The 22037-nt window shown below is 64.2% G+C and carries 18 protein-coding genes and 1 pseudogene; 9 read left to right on the top strand and 10 right to left on the bottom strand.

Going from position 1 to position 22037, the window contains the following annotated elements; all coding sequences use genetic code 11:
• Window positions 1-208: 208 nt before the first annotated feature.
• Entirely contained in the window at window positions 209-3682 is a 3474-nt protein-coding gene (locus QFZ40_RS01785) for a putative Ig domain-containing protein (protein WP_306902508.1), read from the top strand.
• Here QFZ40_RS01785 and QFZ40_RS01780 read toward each other — a convergent pair.
• Entirely contained in the window at window positions 3679-6312 is a 2634-nt protein-coding gene (locus QFZ40_RS01780; RefSeq protein ID WP_306902506.1) for an AMP-binding protein, read from the bottom strand. The genes QFZ40_RS01785 and QFZ40_RS01780 overlap by 4 nt on opposite strands.
• 127 nt (window positions 6313-6439) lie before the next feature.
• Between QFZ40_RS01780 and QFZ40_RS01775 the strand changes: the two genes are divergently transcribed.
• The 4 genes from QFZ40_RS01775 (at window position 6440) to QFZ40_RS01760 (ending at window position 9556) form a co-directional block, all read left to right on the top strand.
• Window positions 6440-7174: a FadR/GntR family transcriptional regulator gene (locus QFZ40_RS01775; RefSeq protein WP_306902504.1), complete on the top strand. Its 735-nt coding sequence runs from the start codon at window positions 6440-6442 to the stop codon at window positions 7172-7174.
• Between the two features lie 124 nt (window positions 7175-7298).
• Window positions 7299-8795 carry an aspartate ammonia-lyase gene (locus QFZ40_RS01770; protein WP_306902502.1) on the top strand — a complete coding sequence of 499 codons (1497 nt, stop codon included), beginning with the start codon at window positions 7299-7301 and terminating at the stop codon, window positions 8793-8795.
• A gap of 56 nt (window positions 8796-8851) precedes the next feature.
• A complete protein-coding gene (locus QFZ40_RS01765) occupies window positions 8852-9163 on the top strand; it encodes a winged helix-turn-helix domain-containing protein (RefSeq protein WP_306902500.1) in 312 nt (103 codons plus the stop codon).
• 180 nt (window positions 9164-9343) lie between these two features.
• Window positions 9344-9556 carry a hypothetical protein gene (locus tag QFZ40_RS01760; protein WP_306902497.1) on the top strand — a complete coding sequence of 71 codons (213 nt, stop codon included), beginning with the start codon at window positions 9344-9346 and terminating at the stop codon, window positions 9554-9556.
• Window positions 9557-9639: 83 nt separating this feature from the next.
• On the opposite strand, the gene QFZ40_RS01755 is transcribed toward QFZ40_RS01760, so the two are convergent.
• The 7 genes from QFZ40_RS01755 to QFZ40_RS01725 all read right to left on the bottom strand — a co-directional run bounded on the left by QFZ40_RS01755 (window position 9640) and on the right by QFZ40_RS01725 (window position 17456).
• Window positions 9640-10671 carry an aldo/keto reductase gene (locus tag QFZ40_RS01755; RefSeq protein ID WP_306902496.1) on the bottom strand — a complete coding sequence of 344 codons (1032 nt, stop codon included), beginning with the start codon at window positions 10669-10671 and terminating at the stop codon, window positions 9640-9642.
• A 20-nt stretch (window positions 10672-10691) separates the two neighbouring features.
• Window positions 10692-11564: an NAD-dependent epimerase/dehydratase family protein gene (locus QFZ40_RS01750; protein ID WP_306902495.1), complete on the bottom strand. Its 873-nt coding sequence runs from the start codon at window positions 11562-11564 to the stop codon at window positions 10692-10694.
• 210 nt (window positions 11565-11774) lie between these two features.
• A complete protein-coding gene (locus QFZ40_RS01745; RefSeq protein ID WP_306902494.1) occupies window positions 11775-13049 on the bottom strand; it encodes a family 1 glycosylhydrolase in 1275 nt (424 codons plus the stop codon).
• 7 nt (window positions 13050-13056) lie between these two features.
• Window positions 13057-13956, bottom strand: coding sequence for a carbohydrate ABC transporter permease (locus tag QFZ40_RS01740; RefSeq protein WP_306902493.1), 900 nt, complete (start codon window positions 13954-13956; stop codon window positions 13057-13059).
• Window positions 13956-14915, bottom strand: coding sequence for a carbohydrate ABC transporter permease (locus QFZ40_RS01735; RefSeq protein WP_306902492.1), 960 nt, complete (start codon window positions 14913-14915; stop codon window positions 13956-13958). Before QFZ40_RS01735 ends, QFZ40_RS01740 begins: the two co-directional genes overlap by 1 nt.
• A gap of 85 nt (window positions 14916-15000) precedes the next feature.
• Entirely contained in the window at window positions 15001-16266 is a 1266-nt protein-coding gene (locus tag QFZ40_RS01730) for an ABC transporter substrate-binding protein (protein WP_306902491.1), read from the bottom strand.
• Window positions 16267-16409: 143 nt separating this feature from the next.
• Window positions 16410-17456, bottom strand: a complete 1047-nt coding sequence (locus QFZ40_RS01725; RefSeq protein ID WP_306902489.1) for a LacI family DNA-binding transcriptional regulator — start codon at window positions 17454-17456, stop codon at window positions 16410-16412.
• A 242-nt stretch (window positions 17457-17698) separates the two neighbouring features.
• Here QFZ40_RS01725 and QFZ40_RS01720 point away from each other — a divergent pair, with 242 nt between their 5' ends.
• The 3 genes from QFZ40_RS01720 (at window position 17699) to QFZ40_RS01710 (ending at window position 19709) form a co-directional block, all read left to right on the top strand.
• Complete coding sequence (locus tag QFZ40_RS01720) at window positions 17699-17920, top strand: hypothetical protein (protein ID WP_306902488.1); 222 nt, start codon at window positions 17699-17701, stop codon at window positions 17918-17920.
• Window positions 17921-18029: 109 nt separating this feature from the next.
• Window positions 18030-18875 carry a CPBP family intramembrane glutamic endopeptidase gene (locus QFZ40_RS01715; protein WP_373427378.1) on the top strand — a complete coding sequence of 282 codons (846 nt, stop codon included), beginning with the start codon at window positions 18030-18032 and terminating at the stop codon, window positions 18873-18875.
• Window positions 18876-18959: 84 nt separating this feature from the next.
• Window positions 18960-19709: an ABC transporter permease gene (locus tag QFZ40_RS01710; RefSeq protein ID WP_306902487.1), complete on the top strand. Its 750-nt coding sequence runs from the start codon at window positions 18960-18962 to the stop codon at window positions 19707-19709.
• Here the strand turns inward: QFZ40_RS01710 and QFZ40_RS01705 are convergent, their stop codons facing one another.
• The gene (locus QFZ40_RS01705; protein ID WP_306902486.1) at window positions 19710-20489 is read right to left on the bottom strand and encodes an SDR family NAD(P)-dependent oxidoreductase; all 780 of its coding nucleotides are present in this window, start codon (window positions 20487-20489) and stop codon (window positions 19710-19712) included.
• A 50-nt stretch (window positions 20490-20539) separates the two neighbouring features.
• Between QFZ40_RS01705 and QFZ40_RS01700 the strand changes: the two are divergent.
• Window positions 20540-20611 (top strand): annotated as a pseudogene (locus QFZ40_RS01700) (TetR family transcriptional regulator); the annotation flags it as partial.
• A 64-nt stretch (window positions 20612-20675) separates the two neighbouring features.
• Here the strand turns inward: QFZ40_RS01700 and QFZ40_RS01695 are convergent.
• Window positions 20676-21950 (bottom strand): MFS transporter, encoded by a 1275-nt coding sequence (locus QFZ40_RS01695; protein WP_306906788.1) that lies wholly within the window; start codon window positions 21948-21950, stop codon window positions 20676-20678.
• Window positions 21951-22037 lie beyond the last annotated feature (87 nt).

Below are 22037 nucleotides of genomic sequence, written 5' to 3'. Positions count from 1 at the left end.
ATCTCAGGATAACGATTGCCTGAGCATCCGATCGCGGATAGGCTTGCCGAAAATCCGTTGCTCCGCGCCTACCCCTGCGGCGCACCGGGCGCGCACCTCCGTATCGTCGAGGGCCGCATCAGGCCGCGGGCAGGCGGTCTACCCGAGCTAGTGCTCCAAACAGAACTGCACCCGAAAAAATGAACCACCAATCGATCCAGGAGGACCGATGAAAGAAGCTTCAATGATGAGGCGATGGGCCCGCGTGCTGGGGCTTGCCGCAGCCGTTGCCCTCGTGGCCCCGGCAGGGGGCATCGCCCTGCCGGGGAGCGCCACCCCGGCCGTGGCCGATACCGGCCAGGACGTGACCATCACCGAGAGCGTGGATGCGAGCGGCTTTGCCCATCCGGGCATCGGGGTGACCGCGGCGAGCCTTCGCAACGCCAGGGACATGGTCAAAGCCGGCACCGAACCGTGGAAGAGCTACTACGACGCCATGGCAAAGACGCCCTTCGCCGCGAAGGACTTCCGCTCCTCCAATGCCAGCAGTGTCCCCGATCTGCCGGGAACCACAGCGTTCAACTCCCAGGGTGTCGAGAGCAAGCTCATCCGGGACGCCTTCGGCGCCTACACGCAGGCAGTTCTCTACGTCATCACGGGCGACCCCGTGTACCGGGAAAACGGCATGCGGCTGATCAGGACCTGGAGCAACATGGACCCGGCCAAGTACGCGTATTACCCGGATGCGCACATCCACTCGGGCGTGCCGCTCTACCGGCTACTCGCCGCGGCCGAGCTTTTCCGGGCCACAAGCGTCCCCGACGGCTATACCGCCTATGACCTGCACTGGAACGACCAGGACACCACTAAGCTGAGCACCAACCTCATCGTCCCTATGACCGAAACGTTCCTGCACACCAACTGGCGCTACCTGAACCAGCACACCTATCCGCTGATCGGCGCGATCGCAGGGTACATCTTCACGAGCAACCGTGACCGGTACAACGAGGCAGTGGAGTGGTACACCGTCAACGCCACGACATCCCGTCCCGAACAAAACGGCTCTATCGCTGCTCAATTCCCGCTGATCTCCAAGGACGATCCCCTCAACACCTATGGCTACGATTTCGTCCAGCACCAGGAGATGGGCCGCGACCAGGCCCACGCCTGGGACGGGATTGACACCACCGGCGCCCTGGCCCGCTTCCTGACGGTGCAGGGGACGAAGGTGGATCCGAAGGCGGGCACCGTCTCCTCGGCTTCGGATGCAGTCTCCCCCTACAATTTCCTCGGTGACCGCCTCCTCAAGGCTGCGGACGCATTCACGGGCTACATGCTGGGCTACGAGACTCCCTGGATCGACACCACAGGCGGGCCCGGATCAATTTCCGAGGCCTACCGCGGCCGCATGTACGATCCCGTCAACGAGCTGTACAACGTCTACAAATACGACCTCGGGGTGGACGTGGAGAAGGAGGCGCCCCATGTGGCCGAACTGCACTCCAAAGGCGACGGCCCCGAGTTCTACTGGGGCACAGGGCTGTACAACTTCTGGAACAGCAACCCGGACTACAGCCCTGAGTTCTGGCTGTCTCTCCCACCACAGCTCGCGGGCCAGACCCTGCCCGCGGCTACTGACGCGAAGGTCCAGATCGAGACCCGCAGCTCTGCAATGGACACGCACTCGAAAGTCATGACGGAGGACGACCGGACCTTCGTGCGCGTCGACGCGTCCAAGAAGGGCAACACCATCGCTGTGCGCACGCTCATGTATCCCAGCCGTACCGGCTACAGTCCGGTCGGAGTACAGTACCGGACGAACGGGCCGGCAACGCTCGCGATCGGGAAGGACCCGGCAAATCGGCTGGAGGTCCCGCTGCCCGACACGGGCAACGAGTGGCGCTATGTCACCTACGACGTTGACGCGGAGAAACTGGCAGGCAAGGACCTGGGCGGTGAAAACCTTGCATATTTCACCGTCCTTGGGACTGCCAACGTCCGGGCGGACTTCGACTACGTCAACCTTGAGGCCAAGAGCCAGTTGACGCCACCGCAGTTCCCTGCCGATGTGACCACCCCGATCATCGCTGTCGCCGGGGCGGACCTGACACGCTCACTCGCAGCCACCGACGCTCCCGGTGAGGTGCTCAAGTATGCGGGCGTAGGCCTGCCGGCCGGTGCCAGCCTCGACTCCGCGACCGCCCAGCTTACGTGGAAGCCGACCGCAGCAGAGGTGGCTACGGTCACCTTCCTGGTCGTGGCCGACGACGGCACCACCGTCGCGACCCGTCCCGTCACCGTAGTGGTGGCCGCCAACAGGCAGGCAGCCTTGGACGCCGCACTGAAAGGCTTCGATCCGAACGCGGTGTACGAGTCGCCGTCGTTCGCGGCTTTCGACGCTGTCCGGAAGGAAGTCACGTCAGCCATGCAGACGGCCGACGACGCCGGCTACCTCGCGGAGCTTGTGCGCCTCCAGGCTGCGGTTGCAGGGCTCAAGCTCCTGACACCGCGGGTGGCCGACGACGGATCGATCGACTACCGCGGCCTGGTCACGCCGAACCCGACCAGTATCCAGCCGCGGAACCTCATGGACGGAGACTTCAACACGACGACCGGAGACTTGCGGGCACCGTTCACGCTGGACTTCAGCCAGGGCTACCAGGTCTCCGCTGATTCGTTCGGCCTTCAGGCCCGGTACAACTTCGCGAACCGCTCCCAGGGCGCCAACGTCTATGGCTCCCGTGACGGACGGACCTGGACCCTGCTCACTGAACGGGAAACCACCAACACGACGGCCATCGGCTTCGCGATGGAGACCATCCCCGTGCGCGCCGAGGTGAAAGGCCAGACGTTCCGCTACCTGAAGGTCCAAGTGGACCACCCGGGTGTGGCGACAGACCCGGCCTACCCCGGCATCTCGTCTTTCAGCGAATTCCGGATCCATGGCCAGAGGTTCGAAGTGGCCAATGCGATTTCCGCGCTGACCATCTCAACCTCCAACGCGAACAAGGGTCTGGCCACCAACGGGGACACTGTCACTCTCGACGCCGTCGCCACTGAGCCGCTGGCATCGCTGAACGTCGTCGTCGAGGGCGCGGCCGCTGCTGCCACGTCCGCCGACGGGATCCACTGGAAGGCCAGTGCCGTGCTGCCCGTCGACGTCGAGTACGGCCGGGACGTGCAGTTCAGCCTGGACTACCGCACCGCCTCAGGGAAGTCCGGGGCGACTCTCACCGCCACAACGGACGGTAGCCGGCTTGCCCTCTGGAACACCGCGATCCAGCGCACGCCTGTCGCACAGGGCTGGGTGAACGCCTCCACCTGGGCATGGCCTGGAACAGGCACCACGCAGGCGAACGGCTGGCGTATGTTTGACCAAAACACTGCGACTGCCACTGACACCACAACGAACAACGGCTGGGTCACGGTCAATCCCACCGATGGCACCCGGATCGTCGCCGACATGGTGCGTGTCTACCCGCGCTCGGACCAGATCGCGCGCGGCAACGGGACCGTTATCCAGGGCTCCAACGACGGCGGAGCAACGTGGCAGACGTTCATGACCATCACGGGCATGTCGGCCGCCAACTGGTACACGTTCTCGCTCCCGCAGCGGGCCGACTTTGGTCAGGTCCGGGTGCTCGACGAGCACAGCGGCCACGTGAACATTGCAGAAGTTGAGTTCCTGCACCGGGTCTCCTAGGTCTGCAGCGCTAAGGGCCCGGAGGACGACGGCGGGACCTCCCGCCGTCGTCCTCTGGCGTTTCGGCGCCAAGCCCCCAGCCGGCGCTCGATTGCGCTCATGGCGCGGGTAGCCACTGCCCAGTAACCGATGCCGACGGCCAGGGATATTGCGACGGCAAGGCCCTTGCCCGCCTGGTCGAACAGCGGGTAGACGAGCCAGTGCGTGACATACGCGTACAGGGAAGAACTGGCCAGCAGGGCCGTGAACCGGTGCAGGCCGCGGGGCACGGGCAGTTTCGAGATCCAGACGAGGACGATGACCCCGGCCAGGATGGTCGCGTTGCGGTATTCGTCGTCGAACAATCCCGGAATGGCCAGCAGGGCAATAGCTGTCACGGCGGCCCTGTGCCACAGGGTCCGGGACGCCGCAGCCGCCCATCCCAGGGCGAACAGCCACAGCACGGGGCCCTGGCCCGGAAACGGAAGGTCAATGATGTGGAAGCGCACCAGCAGGTCCGCGCCGACGATGGCAAGAGGGAAGGCCCACGGCCACCTGCGCTGGGCTTTGTCGGCGGCCGGTATCGCCAGCAGGGCAGCGACGCCGAGCAGAATATGAACCAGCACTTCCACGAACCAGAAGCGTGAGAAGTCGCTCCATCCCTCCGGACCGAGAACGGCGTTGAGCAGGAAGACATTGGCCCAGCTGTACGTGTCGGTCACCGCGAACGCCAAGCCGATGACAACAACACTCGGCACGACTATCCGGGCAATGGTCTTCAGTTGTCTGCGCAACCGCCCCCGGCGGGTCCCGCCCAGTTGGAATCGGGCGAAGTTGAAGCCGGCCACGGCCATGAGCACGTGGGCCGTACCCTCCCAGGAAAACCACCCGATGTGGGTGGAGATGATGAAAACGATGGCCACGGCACGCAGCACAATCCCTGTCTCCATCGGTGCCAGCAGGCGCTGGCGCCACTTCCGCACCCTTCCGGCGTTCCGGCCCCTGGCAGTGTCTCCCGACAACAGGCCACCGGCTTCGGAACGGGGCTGGAGCTCGCAGACCGGCATTAGGTGCCAGCCGTTGGGAAGACCTCCGAGGGCCCGCTCAAGCCGGACGGAGGCGGCCACATACGAGAGCGAATCGCCGCCCAGGGAGACGAAGGTGTCAGTGTCGGCGACGTCCTCGCGTTCGAGCACTTCGGCGAATATGCGCCGCGCATCATCCACCGGTCCGGCCGCATCCGCTCCGGGTTCCAGGCCCGCGCCGTCAAGGTCGTGATGATCGGCCGCCAGCGCCAGAACGGCGGGATAGTCCGGCTTTCCGTTGTCCAGGCGCGGGATGGCCTCCACCGGCTGAAGCTGGATGGTTCGCCGGGGAACGCCGAGATCGTGCGCGAGCGTCTTGGCGAGCAGGGGCAGGTCGTGGCCGCCTTCAACAGCTGCCACAATCCGCTCGTCTGTGCCGGCCGCAGCCGCTGAAACACCAAGCCCCGTAAGGAGCCGCTCCACCTGGCCAAGGTCCAGCCGGAGCCCGACGATCTTCACGAACCGGCTGCGCCGTCCCACGATCTCGTACAGTCCCTCCGGAGTGCACCGTGCCAGGTCACCTGTACGAAGCTCCTGGACCGTGCGCCCCAGCGCGAGGTCCTCGGGCCGTTCGGCGTAGCCAAGCATCACGTTGCGCCCGGAGTAGACAAGCTCGCAGTCATCCAGGCCAGGGACGGGCTCCAGGCGGAAGCTGCCGCCCGGGACCGGCACTCCGACGGCCTGCGGGTGCAACGCTGCCAGGTCCGGAGGCAGGTACGCCATCCGGGCCGTGGCTTCGGTCTGCCCGTACATGACGAAAAAATCCCAGCCGCGGCGCCGTCCCAATTCTGCATAGCCGCGCACCCGGTCCGGATCGAGGCGGCCGCCCGCCTGCGTGATGTAGCGCAGGCTCGGCAACTCCATCTCCGCGAATCCCACCCGCTCCAGCAGCTCAAACGTGTAAGGAACCGCCGCGAACGACGTCACGCCCTCGGCCCGGACAAGCTCCCAAAAACACGGATCCACTATGGACGTATCAGTCAGCGCCAGTGACGCGCCTGCCAGCAGGTGACTGTTCACCACGGACATCCCGTAGCAGTAGGACAGGGGAAGCGTCGTGGCCGCCTTGTCCTCTGGACGCAGATGAAGGTACCGGGCAATCGCAGCCGCGTTGGCCTGGACACCCTCCGCGGAGAGGCGCACCAGCTTCGGCGAGCCGGTGGATCCCGAAGTATTCACCAGCAATGCCAGTCCCGGATGCAACTCATGGCGCGTTCCTTCGCGGCGCACGTCCAACACGGGAACGCCATCCGTCACGCGAGCGACAACGTCCGGATCGTAGGCAGCGACAAGCGCTTCGGCTGCCTGGCCTCCCGGGGGCAGGATGAGCAACGGGTGCCCGGCGGCCAGCGCGGCAAGGTAGACCAGAAGTGAAGGCAGGGTGTTGTCCGCCTCGAGGGCAACAAGCCGACGCACGCCTCCCAGGGAGTGGACAATCTCGTCCACCCGGGCGGCGAGGTCACGGTAGCTCATCGACTGGCCGTTGAAGTGAACAGCGGTCCGGTCTCCAAACCTGGCCAGGCCCGCGGCGAAGGAGACACCCGCCAAGTCTGGCTGTATGGTCATCGCCAGTACTTTAGTAGGTAACCCTAACCTAACTCAAATGGCGTTACGCCCCCTCGCACAACCGACACAATGTGGCAGTTTCGCAAGTTCCTTTGACAGGCCCTGTGGCTGATGCCATAGTCTTCCTATGGACCTGTTGGACAGCTGGACAGCTAGACAAGACCGAGTGGTGCGGGTGGGTGCGGCGGAACAGGTTTTCGCTTCACTGCGCGGCGCAATAGAAGGCGGATTAATCCCTGTAGGGACCCGTCTCGACTCAGAGGCTACGCTTGCCCGGCAGTACGGAGTCAGCAGGACCATGGTCCGGGAGGCGCTGCGCTCATGTACCGCCTTGGGATTGACCGCCACCTATACAGGCAAGGGCACCTTCGTCATAGCAGACAAGGTGGCCCAGGACCTCAAGCTCGGAAAGTATTCCGCCAGCGTCCTCATGGAGGCGCGGCCCCATGTGGAAGTTCCCGCAGCAGGACTCGCAGCAGAGCGCCGGAGCAGCGAAGACCTCGAAGCCCTGCGGGAAATCCTGCGCGAAATGTCCCAGGAGGACAACATCCAGCAATGGGTGGCGCTGAACACCGAGTTCCACATGACCATCGCCCGGTCCAGTGGCAATGGCGTCTTTGAATCTTTCCTGTCGGACATCTGCGAGGCCATGGCCAACCAGTCGAATACCCTCAACCTGGTGGCGGACCGGCGGAAGGAATCGGGCGACGAGCACGCCCGGATCTTCGAGGCGATTGAGCGCGGTTCAGCTGAGGACGCAGCCCAGGCCATGACCATGCATTTACACGGTGTGGAGTGCGCCCTGGGCACGATCGTCCCGGGAGGGGAAACCTCCAAAGCCGGCACTACGGCCAACGCCTAGGCCTCCCAAAGGCAGATCACCCGATCTGCCACAGTCGGCGCGCGCATGTTGCCGCCACCCTCTTTCTCCATACCCCTGCCCTTTTCCTGTCCGAACCCGTCAACGAAGCCTCGTAAGGACCCCCATGACCACCACCGAAATCGCCCAAAATCCCAGCCAGACCGGGGTCCGGTCCGAGCATGACCTGCTCGGTGACCGGGACGTCCCGGCCGAAGCGTACTGGGGCGTGCATACCCTGCGCGCGGTGGAAAACTTCCCCATCACCGGCCAGAAACTCTCCTCCAACATGCACCTGGTCCGCGGCCTGGCAGCGGTCAAGCTCGCCGCGGCCCGCACCAACCGCGAACTCGGGCTGCTGGACCCCGAACGCGCCGACGCGATCGAACAGGCCTGCCAGGACATCATGGCCGGCCGGTACGCTGAGCAGTTCGTCGTCGACGTCATCCAGGGCGGCGCCGGAACCTCCTCGAACATGAACGCCAACGAAGTCATCGCCAACCGCGCCCTGCAAATCCTTGGCCACCCCAAAGGCGACTACACCCGCCTGCACCCCAACGACCACGTCAACCTCTCCCAGTCCACCAACGACGTCTACCCCACCGCCGTGAAACTGGGCACCATCTTCGCCGCCCGCGAACTCCTGAACGCCCTGGCCGAACTCGAAGAAGCCTGCGCCGCCAAAGCCCTCGAATTCCGCACCGTCGTCAAAATGGGCCGCACCCAGCTCCAGGACGCCGTGCCCATGACCCTGGGCCAGGAATTCGGCACCTACGCCATCACCATCGGCGAAGACCGGCTCCGCCTCGCCGAAGCCGAAGTCCTGATCCACGAAATCAACCTCGGCGCCACCGCCATCGGCACCGGCCTGAACGCCCCCGCAGGCTACGCCGAAACAGCCTGCCGGCACCTCGCCAACATCACCGGCCTGCCCCTGGTCACCGCCCCGGACCTGATCGAAGCCACCCAGGACGTCGGGGCCTTCGTCCACCTCTCCGGCGTCCTCAAACGCGTCGCCGTGAAACTCTCCAAAATCTGCAACGACCTGCGCCTGCTCTCCTCCGGCCCGCGCGCCGGGTTCGGCGAAATCAACCTCCCCGCCGTCCAATCCGGCTCCTCCATCATGCCCGGCAAAATCAACCCGGTCATCCCCGAAGTCGTCTCCCAGGTCGCCTACGAAGTGATCGGCAACGACGTCACCATCACCATGGCCGCCGAAGCCGGGCAACTCCAACTCAACGCCTTCGAACCCATCATCGTCCACAGCCTCCACAAGAGCATCTCCCACCTCGAAGCCGCCTGCCGCACCCTCACGGCCCGCTGCTTCCAGGGCATCACCGCCAACACCGAACACCTCCGCCAAACCGTGGAACAATCCATCGGCCTGGTCACCGCCCTCAACCCCCACCTCGGCTACACCACCGCCACCGCCATCGCCCAGGAAGCACTCGCCACCGGCAAAGGCGTAGCAGAACTAGTCCTCGAACACGGACTCCTCACCCACACCCAACTCCAGGAACTCCTCAGCCCCGAACGCCTGGCAAACCTCCCCAACCGCCCCCTAACCTCGCAAGCTCGGTCAGGGAACCCCGGCAGTTGTGGGCCCATAGAACCCACCATGTAACAGCTCCACCTCAAGAAGCAGCCGACTTACCCACCCCGGAAGAAAGGCCATGGAAAATGACCGCTGACTTTGAGCTCCACACACCGCTGCCCGTGCACCCGCGCGGGAAAAAAGGCGGAGGCACACCCGTCAGAACACAAATAGTTGACTACCTGGCACGCAATGGCGCGAGCAAAGTAGCCGACATCAGCAGTGGCGTCGGCTCGTCTCGCGACTGCGTCAGGTACCACTTGGCGGCACTGGAGGGGGCGTCGGTTGTCCGCTCCGACATTTCCCCTGGGACGCGGGGCGGATTCACGCCCTTCTACGCGCTCGCCCCGGAAAAACTCCGTGGCCTGAACACGAAAGATTTCAGCAGCAGGGAGTAACGGAGAAGGTGTATTCGGTCACACTTTGACCGAATAAGTTGCGAACGTCGTTGGCGAGCATGAACCATGAATGAGGGACTTCGTTCCCGCGCTACCGAAAACAGCAATCCTCACCGACGAGGATGCGGCTCCTTCAATGACGACTTGGGGCCGTCAACTGTAAGAGTGAAAGTACTGACAATGACGTTTGAAACCTCCGACTCCGTGACGCTGAAAATCTGGGACCGGTCAGCCATTGACCGCACCATCGACAAGGTTGTGCAGGACCTTTCCGCTCGGGCCAAAGCCGCAAAATGCGGTGTCGCCGTAACCCGCAGCGGGCCCAACACCTTTACCGTCAGCCTCAGCCACAACGCACCCCAGGGCGCCACCTTCGAGGAAATCACGCGCTAAACGGAACGAGCGGACGACGACGGGACCTCCCGCCGTCGTCCGCTCTTCTCTTTTAATGTTCCGGTTTCATAAGTTTCCGGTTCCTAGCGGCCGCCTTCAATCTTCCGGCTCCGCTGTTCAGCTGCCATCGGCCCATAGGGGTAGACCCCGACGCGGGGCTGGCTGGCCCTGGTCAGACGCTCCGTTTCCTCGGGCGTAAGTTCCAGCTCCGCGGCAGCAAGGTTGTCCGCCAGCTGCTCCGTGGTGCGGGCGCCGAGGATGACGGACGTCACGGCGGGACGGTCCGCGAGCCAGGCCAGGGCAACCTGGGAGTCGCTCACCCCGTGGTCACCGGCTATCTTTTCCACGGTTCCGATGACGTCCCAGGTCCGGGGGTCGTCATTGCGGGCCTGCCATGCTTCCATGCCGCGCAGTGGATTCTCGCCGAGCCGGGTGGCGCCGACGGGCGGCTCGTCACGCTTGTACTTGCCGGACAGCCAGCCGCCACCCAGCGGCGACCATGGCAGCAGGCCGATGCCTGCATCCAGCGAGGCCGGGACGATCTCCGATTCGATCTCGCGGACCAGCAGGCTGTACTGCGGCTGGAGGGTGACGGGGGCGCTCCAGCCGTGGGCTTTGGCCACGTGGACCGCCTTGGTCAGCTGCCACCCCAGGAAGTTGGAGAACCCGTAGTAGGCGATCTTCCCGTTGCTGACCGAGTCGTGCAGGAACCCGAGCGTCTCTTCCAGCGGTGTGATGGGATCCCACGCGTGCATTTGGTAGAGGTCAATCTGCTCCACTCCCAGCCGCCGGAGGGAATCATCCAGGGCGCGGGTCAGGTGCCGGCGGGACGTTCCGACGTCGTTCGGGGCGCCGCCCATGGGAAAGCGTCCCTTGGTGGCCAGGACTACCCGGTCCTTGGCCTCCGGCCGCTGTGTCAGCCAGCGTCCGACGATCTCCTCCGACAGGCCTGCGCTGTAGACGTCAGCAGTATCGATGAAGTTGCCGCCGGCAGCCACATAGCTGTCCAGGATGGCATGGGACGCTTCCTCGGTGGCCTCGGCCCCGAACGTCATGGTTCCCAGCGCGTAGTTCGATACCACGGCGCCGCTGTTGCCTAATGTGCGGTACTGCATGTTGCTCCTCTGTCCTCGGTTCAGTCCTCGGTGGGGGTGGTTTTGCTGGGGTGGTAGGTGCGCCAGCTGTGTTCGGGTTCGAAGCCAAGCAGCCGCCTGGCCTTGTCGATGGAGAGCAGGGTCTCGTGTTCGCCCAGGTCCTTGACCACCTTGACGTCGGGAAACACCTCGGCGGCGAGGCTGGCACTGGACCGGCTCATGACAGTGTCCGCGTTCGCGATGATGAACGCCTCGAAGCCGGGTTTGCCGTTCTCCAGGGCCCTGGCCACGGCCTGCGCCCCGTCCCGGCCGTCGATGTATCCCCACAGGTTCCACTTGCGCAGCCTGGCGTCGGCGTCGAACGACGGGAACCGCTCATAATCCTCGGCGTCCATGACATTGGAGAACCGCAGGCCGGTGATGCTCAGCTCCGGGTCCCAGCGGGTGAGCTCCACAGCCATCTGCTCTTCCAGGTGCTTGACCAGGGAATAGGTGCTTTCCGGGCGGGCCGGGTATTCCTCATCCACCGGGATGTAGGGAGGGTCGACGTCGAACGGCAGGCCCAGCACCGTCTCGCTGGAGGCGTAGACCACCTTCTTGATGCCTGCCCGGCGGGCCGCCTGGAATACGTTGTAGGTGGAGAGCATGTTGTTCTCAAAAGTGGCGGCGTCCGGAAGGAGGCCCGGGGCGGGAATGGCGCCCAGGTGCACGACGGCGTCGAACCCGCTGTGCCTGTCATCCAGCCCCAGGAGCACGTCCAGGACCTGGCCGTAATTGCGCAGGTCCACGATGACCAGCCCGGGATTCCGCTCCCCCGTACGGTCCAGGTTGAGCACCTGGTGTCCGTCCCCGATGAGCCTCCGGACCACGTGCCGTCCCAGCTTTCCGCTTCCACCGGTCACAGCAATTCTCATGATTAGGCCTCACTTCATCCATCGAACTCGGCATCCCGCGGCCAGGACCGCGGGGAGCTCGCGCGGGAACCGCTTTCGTGCGGAGTACCCAGATGACGTTACGCACCTTGCGTGGCCTTGTCAGCAGGTTTTCCTGTCCCTGCTTTTCCTAGGACGCGGAGTCCTACCCACCGCCCCGGCCCACCGACGGCGGGCAGGGCGGGAGCGTCCCTAGTGGATGCCCTCGGAGGAGGCGAGCGCGAGGGCAGCGCTGGCGTGCTGCAGGAAGCGGTCCGCGACGGGGTTCTTGACCCGGTGCAAGGTTCCGATCTCATCCGGCACCAGGTCCCAGAGGCCCATGGTCAGCCGGTAGTGTTCCAGCGGTTCGGTCCCGTAGCGGTAGGTCCACTCGTACATGTCGGTCACCGGCCACCAGGTGTAGCCCACGATGTTCTGCCCCTCCGAGCGGAGCCGCTGCACGCAGTCCACGGACGCGTCCAGCCATTGGAGCCGCCGCGCATATGAGCCGGTGAGGCAGGTTTCGGTCAGGGCCACCGGCGCGCCGTAGCGCTGTCCGTAGGCGCTGAGGACGTCGGTCAGGCCTTCCGTCCAGTCGTTGCGGACGTCGCGGGGGTCGGCGATGTCTCCGCGGACGGGTTTGCCGCTGACCAGCAGTTCGGTGGAGTGCAGGGGGTAGTAGTTCACGCCCATGACGTCGGGAAGCACGATGTTCTCCCGGTGCCAGTCCAGGTCCTCATCGGCCATGCCATGGCGGCTGAGCCAGGGCGCCAGTTCATGGTCGGCGTCCACCTTGCCGGTCACGAGGTCCTCGACAAGGTATGACCGTGCCTTCAGGTGGCGGATTTCGTCCTCATGTTCGCCGGTGGTGGAGTCGCTGACGAACCTGAATCCGGCATCCACATGGGTGAAGATGGCGGAGTCGCCCAGGACGGCGGCCATGTTCTGCTGTGCCAGGACGAAGCCCTTGGACAGGTTCCGCACCAGGGCTACGAGGCCGTCGTCGCCGGAGAGGTAAGGCGGCCAATGGCCGAACTTTCCGGAGAAGAGCGTGTGGATCATGGGTTCGTTGACCGGGGTGTAGTCCACCACCCTGTCGGCGTACCGGGCCGCAACCCGTCCGGAATATTCGGCAACCCTTTCGGGGTAGCTGGAGTTCAGGAACTGGTTGTCCAGCCAGGTGGGCGTGCCGTAGTGCATCAGGTCCACGAGGGGTTTGAGCTCAAGCTCGGCAAAACGGTCCATGACCCTGTCCAGCCAGTCCCATTTCCACACGCCCGGTTCCGGGTTGATGCGGTACCAGGGGATACCCCAGCGGAGGAACTCCCCGCCGGCCTCCCTGGCCAGGCCCAGGTCCTGGTGCCAGAACCTGTAGTGCTGGGTGAGTTCGTATTCATCCAGGGCACGCTCACCTTGCCGTTCCTGCGGAATGAAGGTGTCCTCGACTCCGAGACCGAAATGCAGGCGTCCGTCTTCAAACCATTTCACTAAAACCTCACTTCAATCCGGTGGTGGCGACGCTTTCAATGAAGCGGCGCTGGACAAACATAAAGACGGCGACCAGGGGGAGGATGGCCACGAGGGCCCCCGCCATCATGACGCCGTAGGGGATTATTCCGCCCGGGCCGGTCAGGAGAGTCAGTCCTGACGTGAGCGTCCCCATGTTCTTGTCTGTGGTGAAAATGAGCGGCCAGAGCAGGTCATTCCAGTTGTTGACGAACACAAACACGCCCAGTGTCAGGATGGCCGGGGTGGCGTTGGGCAGGACGATGTTCCAGTAGACCCGCCATTCGGAGGCGCCGTCGATCCGTGCCGCATTGTCCAGGTCCCGGGGAAGGGACAGGAAGAACTGGCGGAGGAAGAAGATCCCGAAGGCGTCCGCAGCGCGGGGGATGATCAGTCCGGCAAAGGTGTTGACCCAGCCCAGGTTGCTGGCCAGCTGGTAGACCGGCACCAGGGTTGCCTGGAACGGGATCATCAGGCTGGCAATGATCGCGATGAGCAGCATCCGCCTGCCCGTGAAGTCGATCCGGGCCAGGGCATACGCGGCCAGGGAATCGAACAGCAACGCGAAGAGGGTAACGCCGCCGGCAAAGGCGAAGCTGTTTACGATCAGTCGGACGAACGGCAGTTCTTGGAAGATACGGGTGAAGTTATCCATCGTCCACTGGCCCGGGACCAGCGTGGGCGGGAAGGCATTGACTTCTGCTGCCGGTTTGAAGGCGGTGAAGACGATGATCGCGATGGGAAGCAGGATGACCGCGGAGGCCAGGGCCAGCAGGAGGACCACCAGGGCCCGGTTCAGCCTGGCCCGGGCGATGCGGCGAGGGCCGGAAACCGGTCCCCCGGAGGGGAAGAGGTGCGGGAGGAAGCGCGGGCGGAGTGTGGCAGACATCAGTCCCCTTCCCTTTCACGTTTTCCGAAGAAGACGAACTGGATGACGCTGAGCAGCAGCGTGGCAGCGAGCAGTACATAGGACAGCGCCGAGGCGAACCCGACGTCGAGTTTGCGGAAGCCCGATGTGTAAATCTGCATGACCACCGTCTCGGTGTGGCCGTAGGGGCCGCCGCCGGTCATCACGTAGATCTGGTCAAAGGCCTGGAGCGCGGCGATGAGGGCGAAGATCAGCACGAACGCCGTCGTGTTGGAAAGCATGGGCATGGTCACATGCCTGAATCTGGTCCATGCACCGGCGCCGTCCACCCGGGCCGCCTCATACAGGGATCCGGGGATCTCCTGCAGGCCGGCGAGGAAGATCACCATGTAGAAGCCGAAGCTCTTCCACACGGCAACGAAGGCGACAGCCGGCATGGCCAGGACGGGGTCCTGCAGAACGTTGCCGATCCGGATCCCTGCCGAGCTGAGCCAGTAGTTCAGCAAGCCCACCTGCGGGTCGATCAGGTAGGTCCAGGCAATGGCGGCGACCGCCAGGCTGATGATGAAGGGCAGGAAGAGCGCTGTCCGAAAAAATCCCCGGAAGGGCAGCCGCGGATCGTTGAGGAGCAGTGCCAGGACCAGTGCCAGGGCGACGGCGGTCGGGGTGAACAGCAGCGCGTAGAGGGCGGTATTGACCACAGCGTTGATGATGACCGGATCGGTGAAGATGCGGGCGTAGTTCTCAAAACCCACCCACTTTTCCTTGCCGAAGCCGCTGGCGTTGGTGAAGGACAGCCGGAGGGCCGCGACCATGGGCCAGGCCGTGAAGGCGCCGAGGACCAGCACCGCCGGGAGCAGGAAGGCCAGGGCCTGAAGGTTCTTGCGGCGCTGTCCGACGGCGGGGCGGCGCCGTCCGCCGATGGGTGCCGGGGCGCGGTATCGCGGTGCCTGCGGCTTCTTATGCACCGTAGTGCTCATGGGAGCTTCTTTCCTGGGACGCGGCGCGGGGGGCGCCGCGTCCTTAGGCTTGATGTCAGTTACTTGGTGACGGCTATAGTGCCGGCTATTTGGTATCGAGGATCTTCTGGACCGAGGCCTGCGTCTCGCGCAGCAGGTCCTTGATGTTTTCGCCGGCGACAGCGCGCTGGGTGAGCTTGTCCACGGCGGTCAGCACGTCAGTGCTGTTCACGACGCCGGGCAGCAGCGGGCGCCCGAATTCGGACTGCTTCGTCAGGGCTTCCACTACAGGGTTGGAGGCGACGTCGCTGGCCGGAATGTCAGAACGCAGCGGCGGCCATCCGGAACCGAGCGACCAGGCGGTCGCCTGCTCCTTCTGCAGGAAGTACGAGAAGAACTTCTTCGCCGCTGACGTCTTGGCCTCGTCCTTCTGTGAGGTGATGCCCATGGAAATGCCGATGGCCGAGGCCGCCTGGTCTTTCGGCCCGGCAGGGACAGCCGCGATGCCGTAGTCGATGTTGCTTTCCTTCGCGATGGAAGACATCCAGGGACCGCCCAGGTACATGGCGGCCTTCCCGCTGCTGAACAGCTTGTCCCCTGCGATTCCGTCCAGGCCGGACGGGGAGATCTTGTCGTTGCGGACGGCATCCACCCAGGTCTTCAGCGTCGCGGCATTCTCCGGCGAGTCAACCACGGCCTTGCCGTCCTTGACGACGTCACCGCCGTTGCCATAGAAGAGCGAGGGCCAGACGCCGTTCGCGACAGTTGCGTGATCGGGAAGGCCGAGGCCGAACTGCTCGGGCGTACCGTCATTGTTTTCGTCAACGGTCAGCTTCTTGGCAGCGGCGATCCACTCCGTCCACGTTGTCGGCGGGGCGGTGATGCCTGCCTTCGCGAAGAGTGCCTTGTTATAGAACATGGCCAGCGGCACGAATCCGGAGGGTACGCCGTACTTGTGGCCGTTGACGGTCTCCATGTCCGCCGCCGCGGGTACGAGCTTGTCAAGGTTGCTGCTGGGGTCCTTGTAGAAGTCGTCGAGCTCAGCGAACGCGCCCTTGTCTGCGTAGACGGGGAGGCGTTCGGCCGGCATGGCGACGAGGTCCGGTCCCTTTCCGGAGGACAGCGCCGGCAGCAGAGTGTCATCGATGACCGACCAGGGGTTGGTCTGCACCTTGATGGTGATGTTTGCCTGGGAGGCATTGAAGTCCTCCACGATCTTGTTCAGCACCTTGCCGTCGGCTTCGGTGTAGCCATGCCAGAACGTGAGTTCGGTCTTGCTGTTCTCACTGGTTCCCGTGCCTCCGCCGGAGCAGGACGTCAGGGCCAGGGATGCGGCAGCGACCGCGGTGAGAATGGTGAGCGACCTTTTCATGTCGGCCCTTTCAGTGATGCGGGACTCCCCTGTCCCTGCTGGAAACTGCTATATCTTCAAACCAAGGTAAACGTTGTACGTAAACGTTGTATCTAGCATGCAGCCAGCTTCCCATTCGGTCAAGACCTACTCTTTATTTTCTTTCAGGCGGCAGTATTTGCGCCTGCAGCCCCTGTCAGGACCGGGCCGGAGGACTGGCGGATCTCCAAGGAGAAGCCTGTCTCGATCTCGTGCGCCTCCAATTCACTGCCGCCTTCAATCCGGCGAAGGAGGGTGTCCACGGCAGCCTCGGCAATCTCGTCACGCCGGGGGTTCACCGTCGAGAGTGCCGGCAGCGAGTACCGCGTTTCATCCAGGTCATCGAAGCCGACGATCGCCACGTCCTCGGGGATGCGGACGCCGGCCTCCTGGAGCACGCGCATGGCACCCAGAGCGAGCGTGTCGTTGAAGGCGAAGACGGCGTCGAACTTCAGGCCGTCGTCGAGCAGTTTCGCCATGACAGCCGCCCCGCCCCGCCGATGCCAGGAGTCCGCGTAGTGCACCAGGTCCGGATCGAACGTCAGACCGGCGGCTTCGACGGCCTGACGGTATCCGGCCAGACGGAGTTCGGCAGCGGCGATAATTTCACCCTCGTGGGCGCCGAGGGCAAGGATCCGCCGACGGCCTACGGCCAGTAAATGCTCGGTTGCGGCGCGGGCACCGGCAGTATTTGCCATGGTGATGCGGTCCACCCGGCCGTTGAAGGAGGTGTCACCGAGGACCACCAGCGGGGTGTCGACGCTCCTGAGGAGTTCTGCATCGCCGGCGTTCAGCGTCAGGGCGTTGTAGATGATGCCGTCAACCATGTGCCGATGCTTCCCGCTCAGGGCTGCAAGTTCATTGTCCCGCCCGCTGCCGATTGGCTCGATCAGCACCGCAAGCCCTTTCGCCGCAGCCTTCCGCATGACTGCGTCCGCGAGTTCGGCGAAGTAGGCGGTGGTGAGGTCCGGAATGATGAGGCCAATGACTCCTGAACGGCCCGATCGCAGGTTCCTCGCCGACAGGTTAGGCCGATAGCCCAGCTGGTCGATGGCGTCCTGGACGCGCTGCCGCGTCTCCGGCCTGAGCTGCGGATGCCCGTTGATCACGTTGGACACCGTCTTGATGGAAAAACCGCTAACACGGGCAACATCCCGGATTGTGACAGACACCGCCACTCCCTCCACCGTCTTACGGGCAGGAAATCACGGCCCTGCCATCAGGGTACAACGTGGGAAGTTCCCAACGGTACAACGTGGGAAGCGACCCGGCGAATCGGCAACAGATCCGTCATCTAACGGGAAATTTCAGGGGAAATCGAGGGCCATGCCCTACCCTTGGTGGTAGGAAGACCAGGTTGGGGACGGTGTTCACGAATTGTTCCGGCCTCAACGACGAAAAGGTTTTCTCCGCCATGCCCTCCAAAGTAGACCTTCGTGACTACCCCCATGGCAACGCCCTCCACGGCCAGTCCCTGAACTGGATCTATGCCAACGGACTGGACCCCTTTGCCATCCCCCACGGGGAAGTAGAGATCGTCGGTGACCACCTGACTGCGCAAGTGACCGATGGCACCTGGCGCACCCTGCCCATGCAGACACCGCCCGAAGAATACGGGCTGACCCGCAGAGGCTGACCTGGCCGGCTTTGGATAGGCGGCCGTTTCCCGATTCCCGGACAGAAAGTAAACTGGATCGCAGTCATCCAGAAGCGCCAAACCCGAGTGCGATCCCCGGGGGCCCACCATGAGCCAGCAATTCACAGCGGAGTCAAGGATCCGGGCAAGCGGACAACTGGAGCCACCGGGCAAATCACTGTCCGTGGTCCCGGCAACGCTGATGTCCGCATCGGGCTTCATCCTGTTCGTGCTGGAGGACCGCCTGAACGGGTTCATCCTTCTGGCCGCGGCCCTTGCCCTGGCGGGATTCATCAGCCGACGCCTCTTCACCGACCTGGCCCTGATCGCGTTTGGCCTGGCAGCCATGAGCGCTGTTCCCATCACCACGGATATAAGCACGCAGCACATGCTGGTCATGGGCACGGCCATGATTCTGGCAGTAGGGGTTCCGTATGGCGCCTCACGATTCATCACCAAAGAGCACGCCATCAGATTCCCCGTCAGGACCGGCCAGCGGTGGACCCCAGCTGAGAAGTGGTACCTGCCCCTGGTCCCGGTGCTCGGATACGCTGTGCTGCCGGTCTACATGATTACTACCGGCGTCTATGCCAACTGGCCCGCCGTCAGCGATCCCGAAGGCATCGGCCGTCTCTTCCTGGGAACGAACGCCCTGGGAATCTGGGACGAGCTCTTCTTCATCTGCACCGCGTTTACGCTGCTGCGCAGGCACCTTCCCGACTGGCAGGCCAACCTGCTGCAGGCCGTGCTGTTCACTTCATTCCTATGGGAACTGGGATTCCATGCCTGGGCGCCCTTCTTCATCTTTCCCTTCGCCCTTCTCCAGGCGCGGCTGTTCACTGTGACGAAGTCCCTCGCCTACATTGTGTGCGTCCACCTGCTCTTTGACTTTGTCCTGTTCCTTGTCCTGGTCCATGCACACAACCGGGAGTGGATAGACATCTTCCTGTACTGAAAGCTGCGCATTACTGACACCGGGGCAGTCCGGGTCCGGGCCGGTTTCCATGCTGCGTCGAAGGCCCGCGGTTAGGCTGGCAGCATGACTGAGCTGGACGCCCTCATCCCGACCCTGGTCAGCGTCGGTCTTCTGGTCGTTCTGACCGTGGCAGTCCTGCGGGGTTTTAGGGCTCAGCACATCGGGGCCCCGGCACTGGCTGTCCTGCGCGGCGCGGCGCAACTCGCCCTGATCAGCCTGATTCTCAGCGGGGTCATCACCAGTCCGCTATTTGTCGGGCTCGCGCTGTCCATCATGTTCATTGTTGCGGCAGTGACCGCTACTCGCCGGCTCAAATGGAGCTGGAAGAACTTCGCTCTCGTCGGCATATCGCTGGCCGCCGGCATCGCAGTCACGCTGGCCATCGTTTTTGGCACCGGCGCCATCCCCTTCACCCCGCGGTACGCCCTCGCCATGGGCGGCATCATCATCGGGAACGCCATGACGATTGCGACGCTGGCTGGACGACGGTTTACAGAATCGGTGATCGAACGCTGGGACGAGGTGGAAGGGTGGCTCGCCCTCGGGGCTTCGCCGCGGCAATCAACCCGGGATCTGGCCCGGGGGGCCGTATATTCAGCCCTGATCCCCTCTACGGATCAGACCAAGACCACTGGGCTGGTCACGTTGCCCGGGGCCTTTGTCGGAGCCATCTTCGGAGGGATTTCGCCGTTGGAGGCAGGGCGCTTCCAGGTCCTTGTCCTGGCCTCCATCATGGCAGCAGGCTCCGTTACCGCGGTCCTGATCATCGCAATCCTTGCACCTGTCCGGGTCCGCCCTGCCCCGCTGCGCTGACTAAAGGGCCGACCAGCCGCCGTCGGAGGCAAGGATGGCGCCGTTGATGTTGGTACCGTCGTCGCTGAGCAGGAAGGTAATGGAGGCGGCGAGCTGCTGGGCGGTGGCGGGCGTTGGGACGTTGGCCTGCATCAGCGGGCCAAGGCGTTCAGCCGCCATATGGGAGCCCCAGTTCGCAACAATTCCGGTCATGGTGGGTCCGGGGGCAACCGCGTTGAAGCGCAGGCCCTTGGGCCCGTAAATCACGGCAGAGTTCTTGGTCAGGCCGATGACGGCATGCTTAGACGCGGTATATGCAGCGCCCGCGGCCGAACCCCGCAGGCCGGCCTCGGACGCGACATTGACCACGGATCCGGTGCCGGCTTCGAGCATCAGCGGCACCACGGCGCGCGTGAGGCGCATGAGGGCCGTGACGTTGATCCGGAACACGCGCTCCCACCGCTCGTCATCCACCTCATGAATGGGGGCAAAGTTGTCCATAATGCCCGCCACATTCGCCAGCGCGTCTACCCGTCCGCCAGCGGCAGCGACTACCGCAGCGACAGTCTCCTCGGTGGAGATGTCGCCAGAGACTGGAACCAGGTCCAGGCTGCCGTTCTCGGCCACGAAGTCATCCAGGCGTTCCTTGCTGATGTCCGCCGCGATGACCCTGCCGCCCTCCTTGGCGATACGCAGCGCAGTGGCCTGGCCGATGCCCGAAGCTGCGCCCGTGACGATGACAGTCTTTCCGGCAAAGCGACCGGGGGTTGTGGCTTCCTGCCACGCAGATCCGTTGCCCATGATGTCCTCCCAGACGTTGCTGCGGGTAGTGCCATCCAGTTTATGAGCAGACGTCCATGGAAGATATTGCCCGCGAGGCCGGGATCGGACGCAAGAGCCTTTACCGCTACTTCTGCGGCTGATCCTGACCCGGCACCTTACCTGGCTGCCGCCGTCGAGGTCCGGCGCATCCCGGGGGTCTGACGTTTAGGGCAGCGGGGACTCTGCGCTGCTGGTGCCGGTGGAAGCGTTGGCCCGATCAGCCTGATGCTGCTGCCGCCGGCTGGCCAGCAGGAAAGGCAACGCGATCAGATCGATCACGCCGCTGATCGCCAGCGAGGCAGGGTAGCCGTAGACATCGGCCGACCGTCCCAGCAGCGGCTGCACCACCACGCCGCCGCTGGAACCCATCAGAGAATCGAAGCTCAGCACGGTTGCGCGCTGCTTCGACTCGATCATGTCGTTCAGATAGGCCTGTCGTACGGGGCGGTAGGCCGAGGAGACGAGCGCCCAGAGCACCAACAGCACCAGGGCCAGCCAGAAGACGTGGGTCAGCCCGATCACCACCAAAGTCAGCGCGCTCGCGGCGCCCCCCAGGATCAACACAGTGGTGCGTCGGCGCACCAGTCCCCGGACCCACGGAGCCAGCCAGCCGCCGACCACCTGCGAGCCCGCCACGACCGCCGCCGCCACCCCCGCAATCGAGTACGCGCGCGGATCGCCGAAGAGCTCGAGCAGGTACGGCTGCAGGGCGTAGAACACATAAATCTCGACGCCGGCGCTGAACGGAGCGGCCAGCATCACATAACGCACCGGCGGGTTCTTCAAGCCGTTCTCGATCGACGCGGAAAGGAGGGCACGGGTCGCCCTGAGGGGATGGGTGGAGCGTTCAGGCGTGAAGCCGACGTCGTGCAGGAGCCAGAAGGCGACGGCGAACATGGCCAACAGCACGCCCACGCGGAGCAGGAAGGGAACTCCGAGGTTGGTGGCCTGCGCGATGACACCGCCAGCCACGGAGCCGGTGAGCATCGCAATCCCCCACACCATCTGGCCCCGCCCGAACACCTTCTCCATCCCGCCTTCATAGCCCGAGAACTGTAAAGCGTCGACCAGCCAGGCCTCAACAGCGCCCGAGAAAAAGGTGAAGCCCAGACCGAGCAGCACCGAGACCACTGCCCACATCCAGAACGGGGCGGAAAACTGCCAGAGCAGATAGTAAAGATAGGTGGTGACGGACAGTGTCACGGTGCCGAGGAGGAAGGAAGCCCGGCGCCCCCAGCTGTCGGCGACCACTCCGGTGGGCACCTCGAACAGCACCATGCCTGCCGTGAAGAAGGCGTTCGCGGCGAACGCTTCGAGGTTGCTCAGTCCGGCATCGAGCAGGAAGAGAGTGTTGATCCCCCAGATGAAGGAGGCAGCGAGGGTATTGCCCAGCGTCAGGGTCAGGTAGATGCGCTGAATCTTCCGGGCGGCGGCGTTCATAGTCTCGCCGCCACCGTCACTCCGAAGGGGGGCCACGAGGCCATTCTCGTCCCGTTCAGGCGGGTGCGCCAGAGGATCAGGTGCGCC

Origin of the sequence: Arthrobacter pascens, assembly GCF_030816475.1 — a bacterium.
Classification (GTDB): Bacteria; Actinomycetota; Actinomycetes; order Actinomycetales; family Micrococcaceae; genus Arthrobacter; species Arthrobacter pascens_B.
Note: the sequence above shows the minus strand (reverse complement) of the source record. Positions and strands in the feature narration are given on the sequence as shown.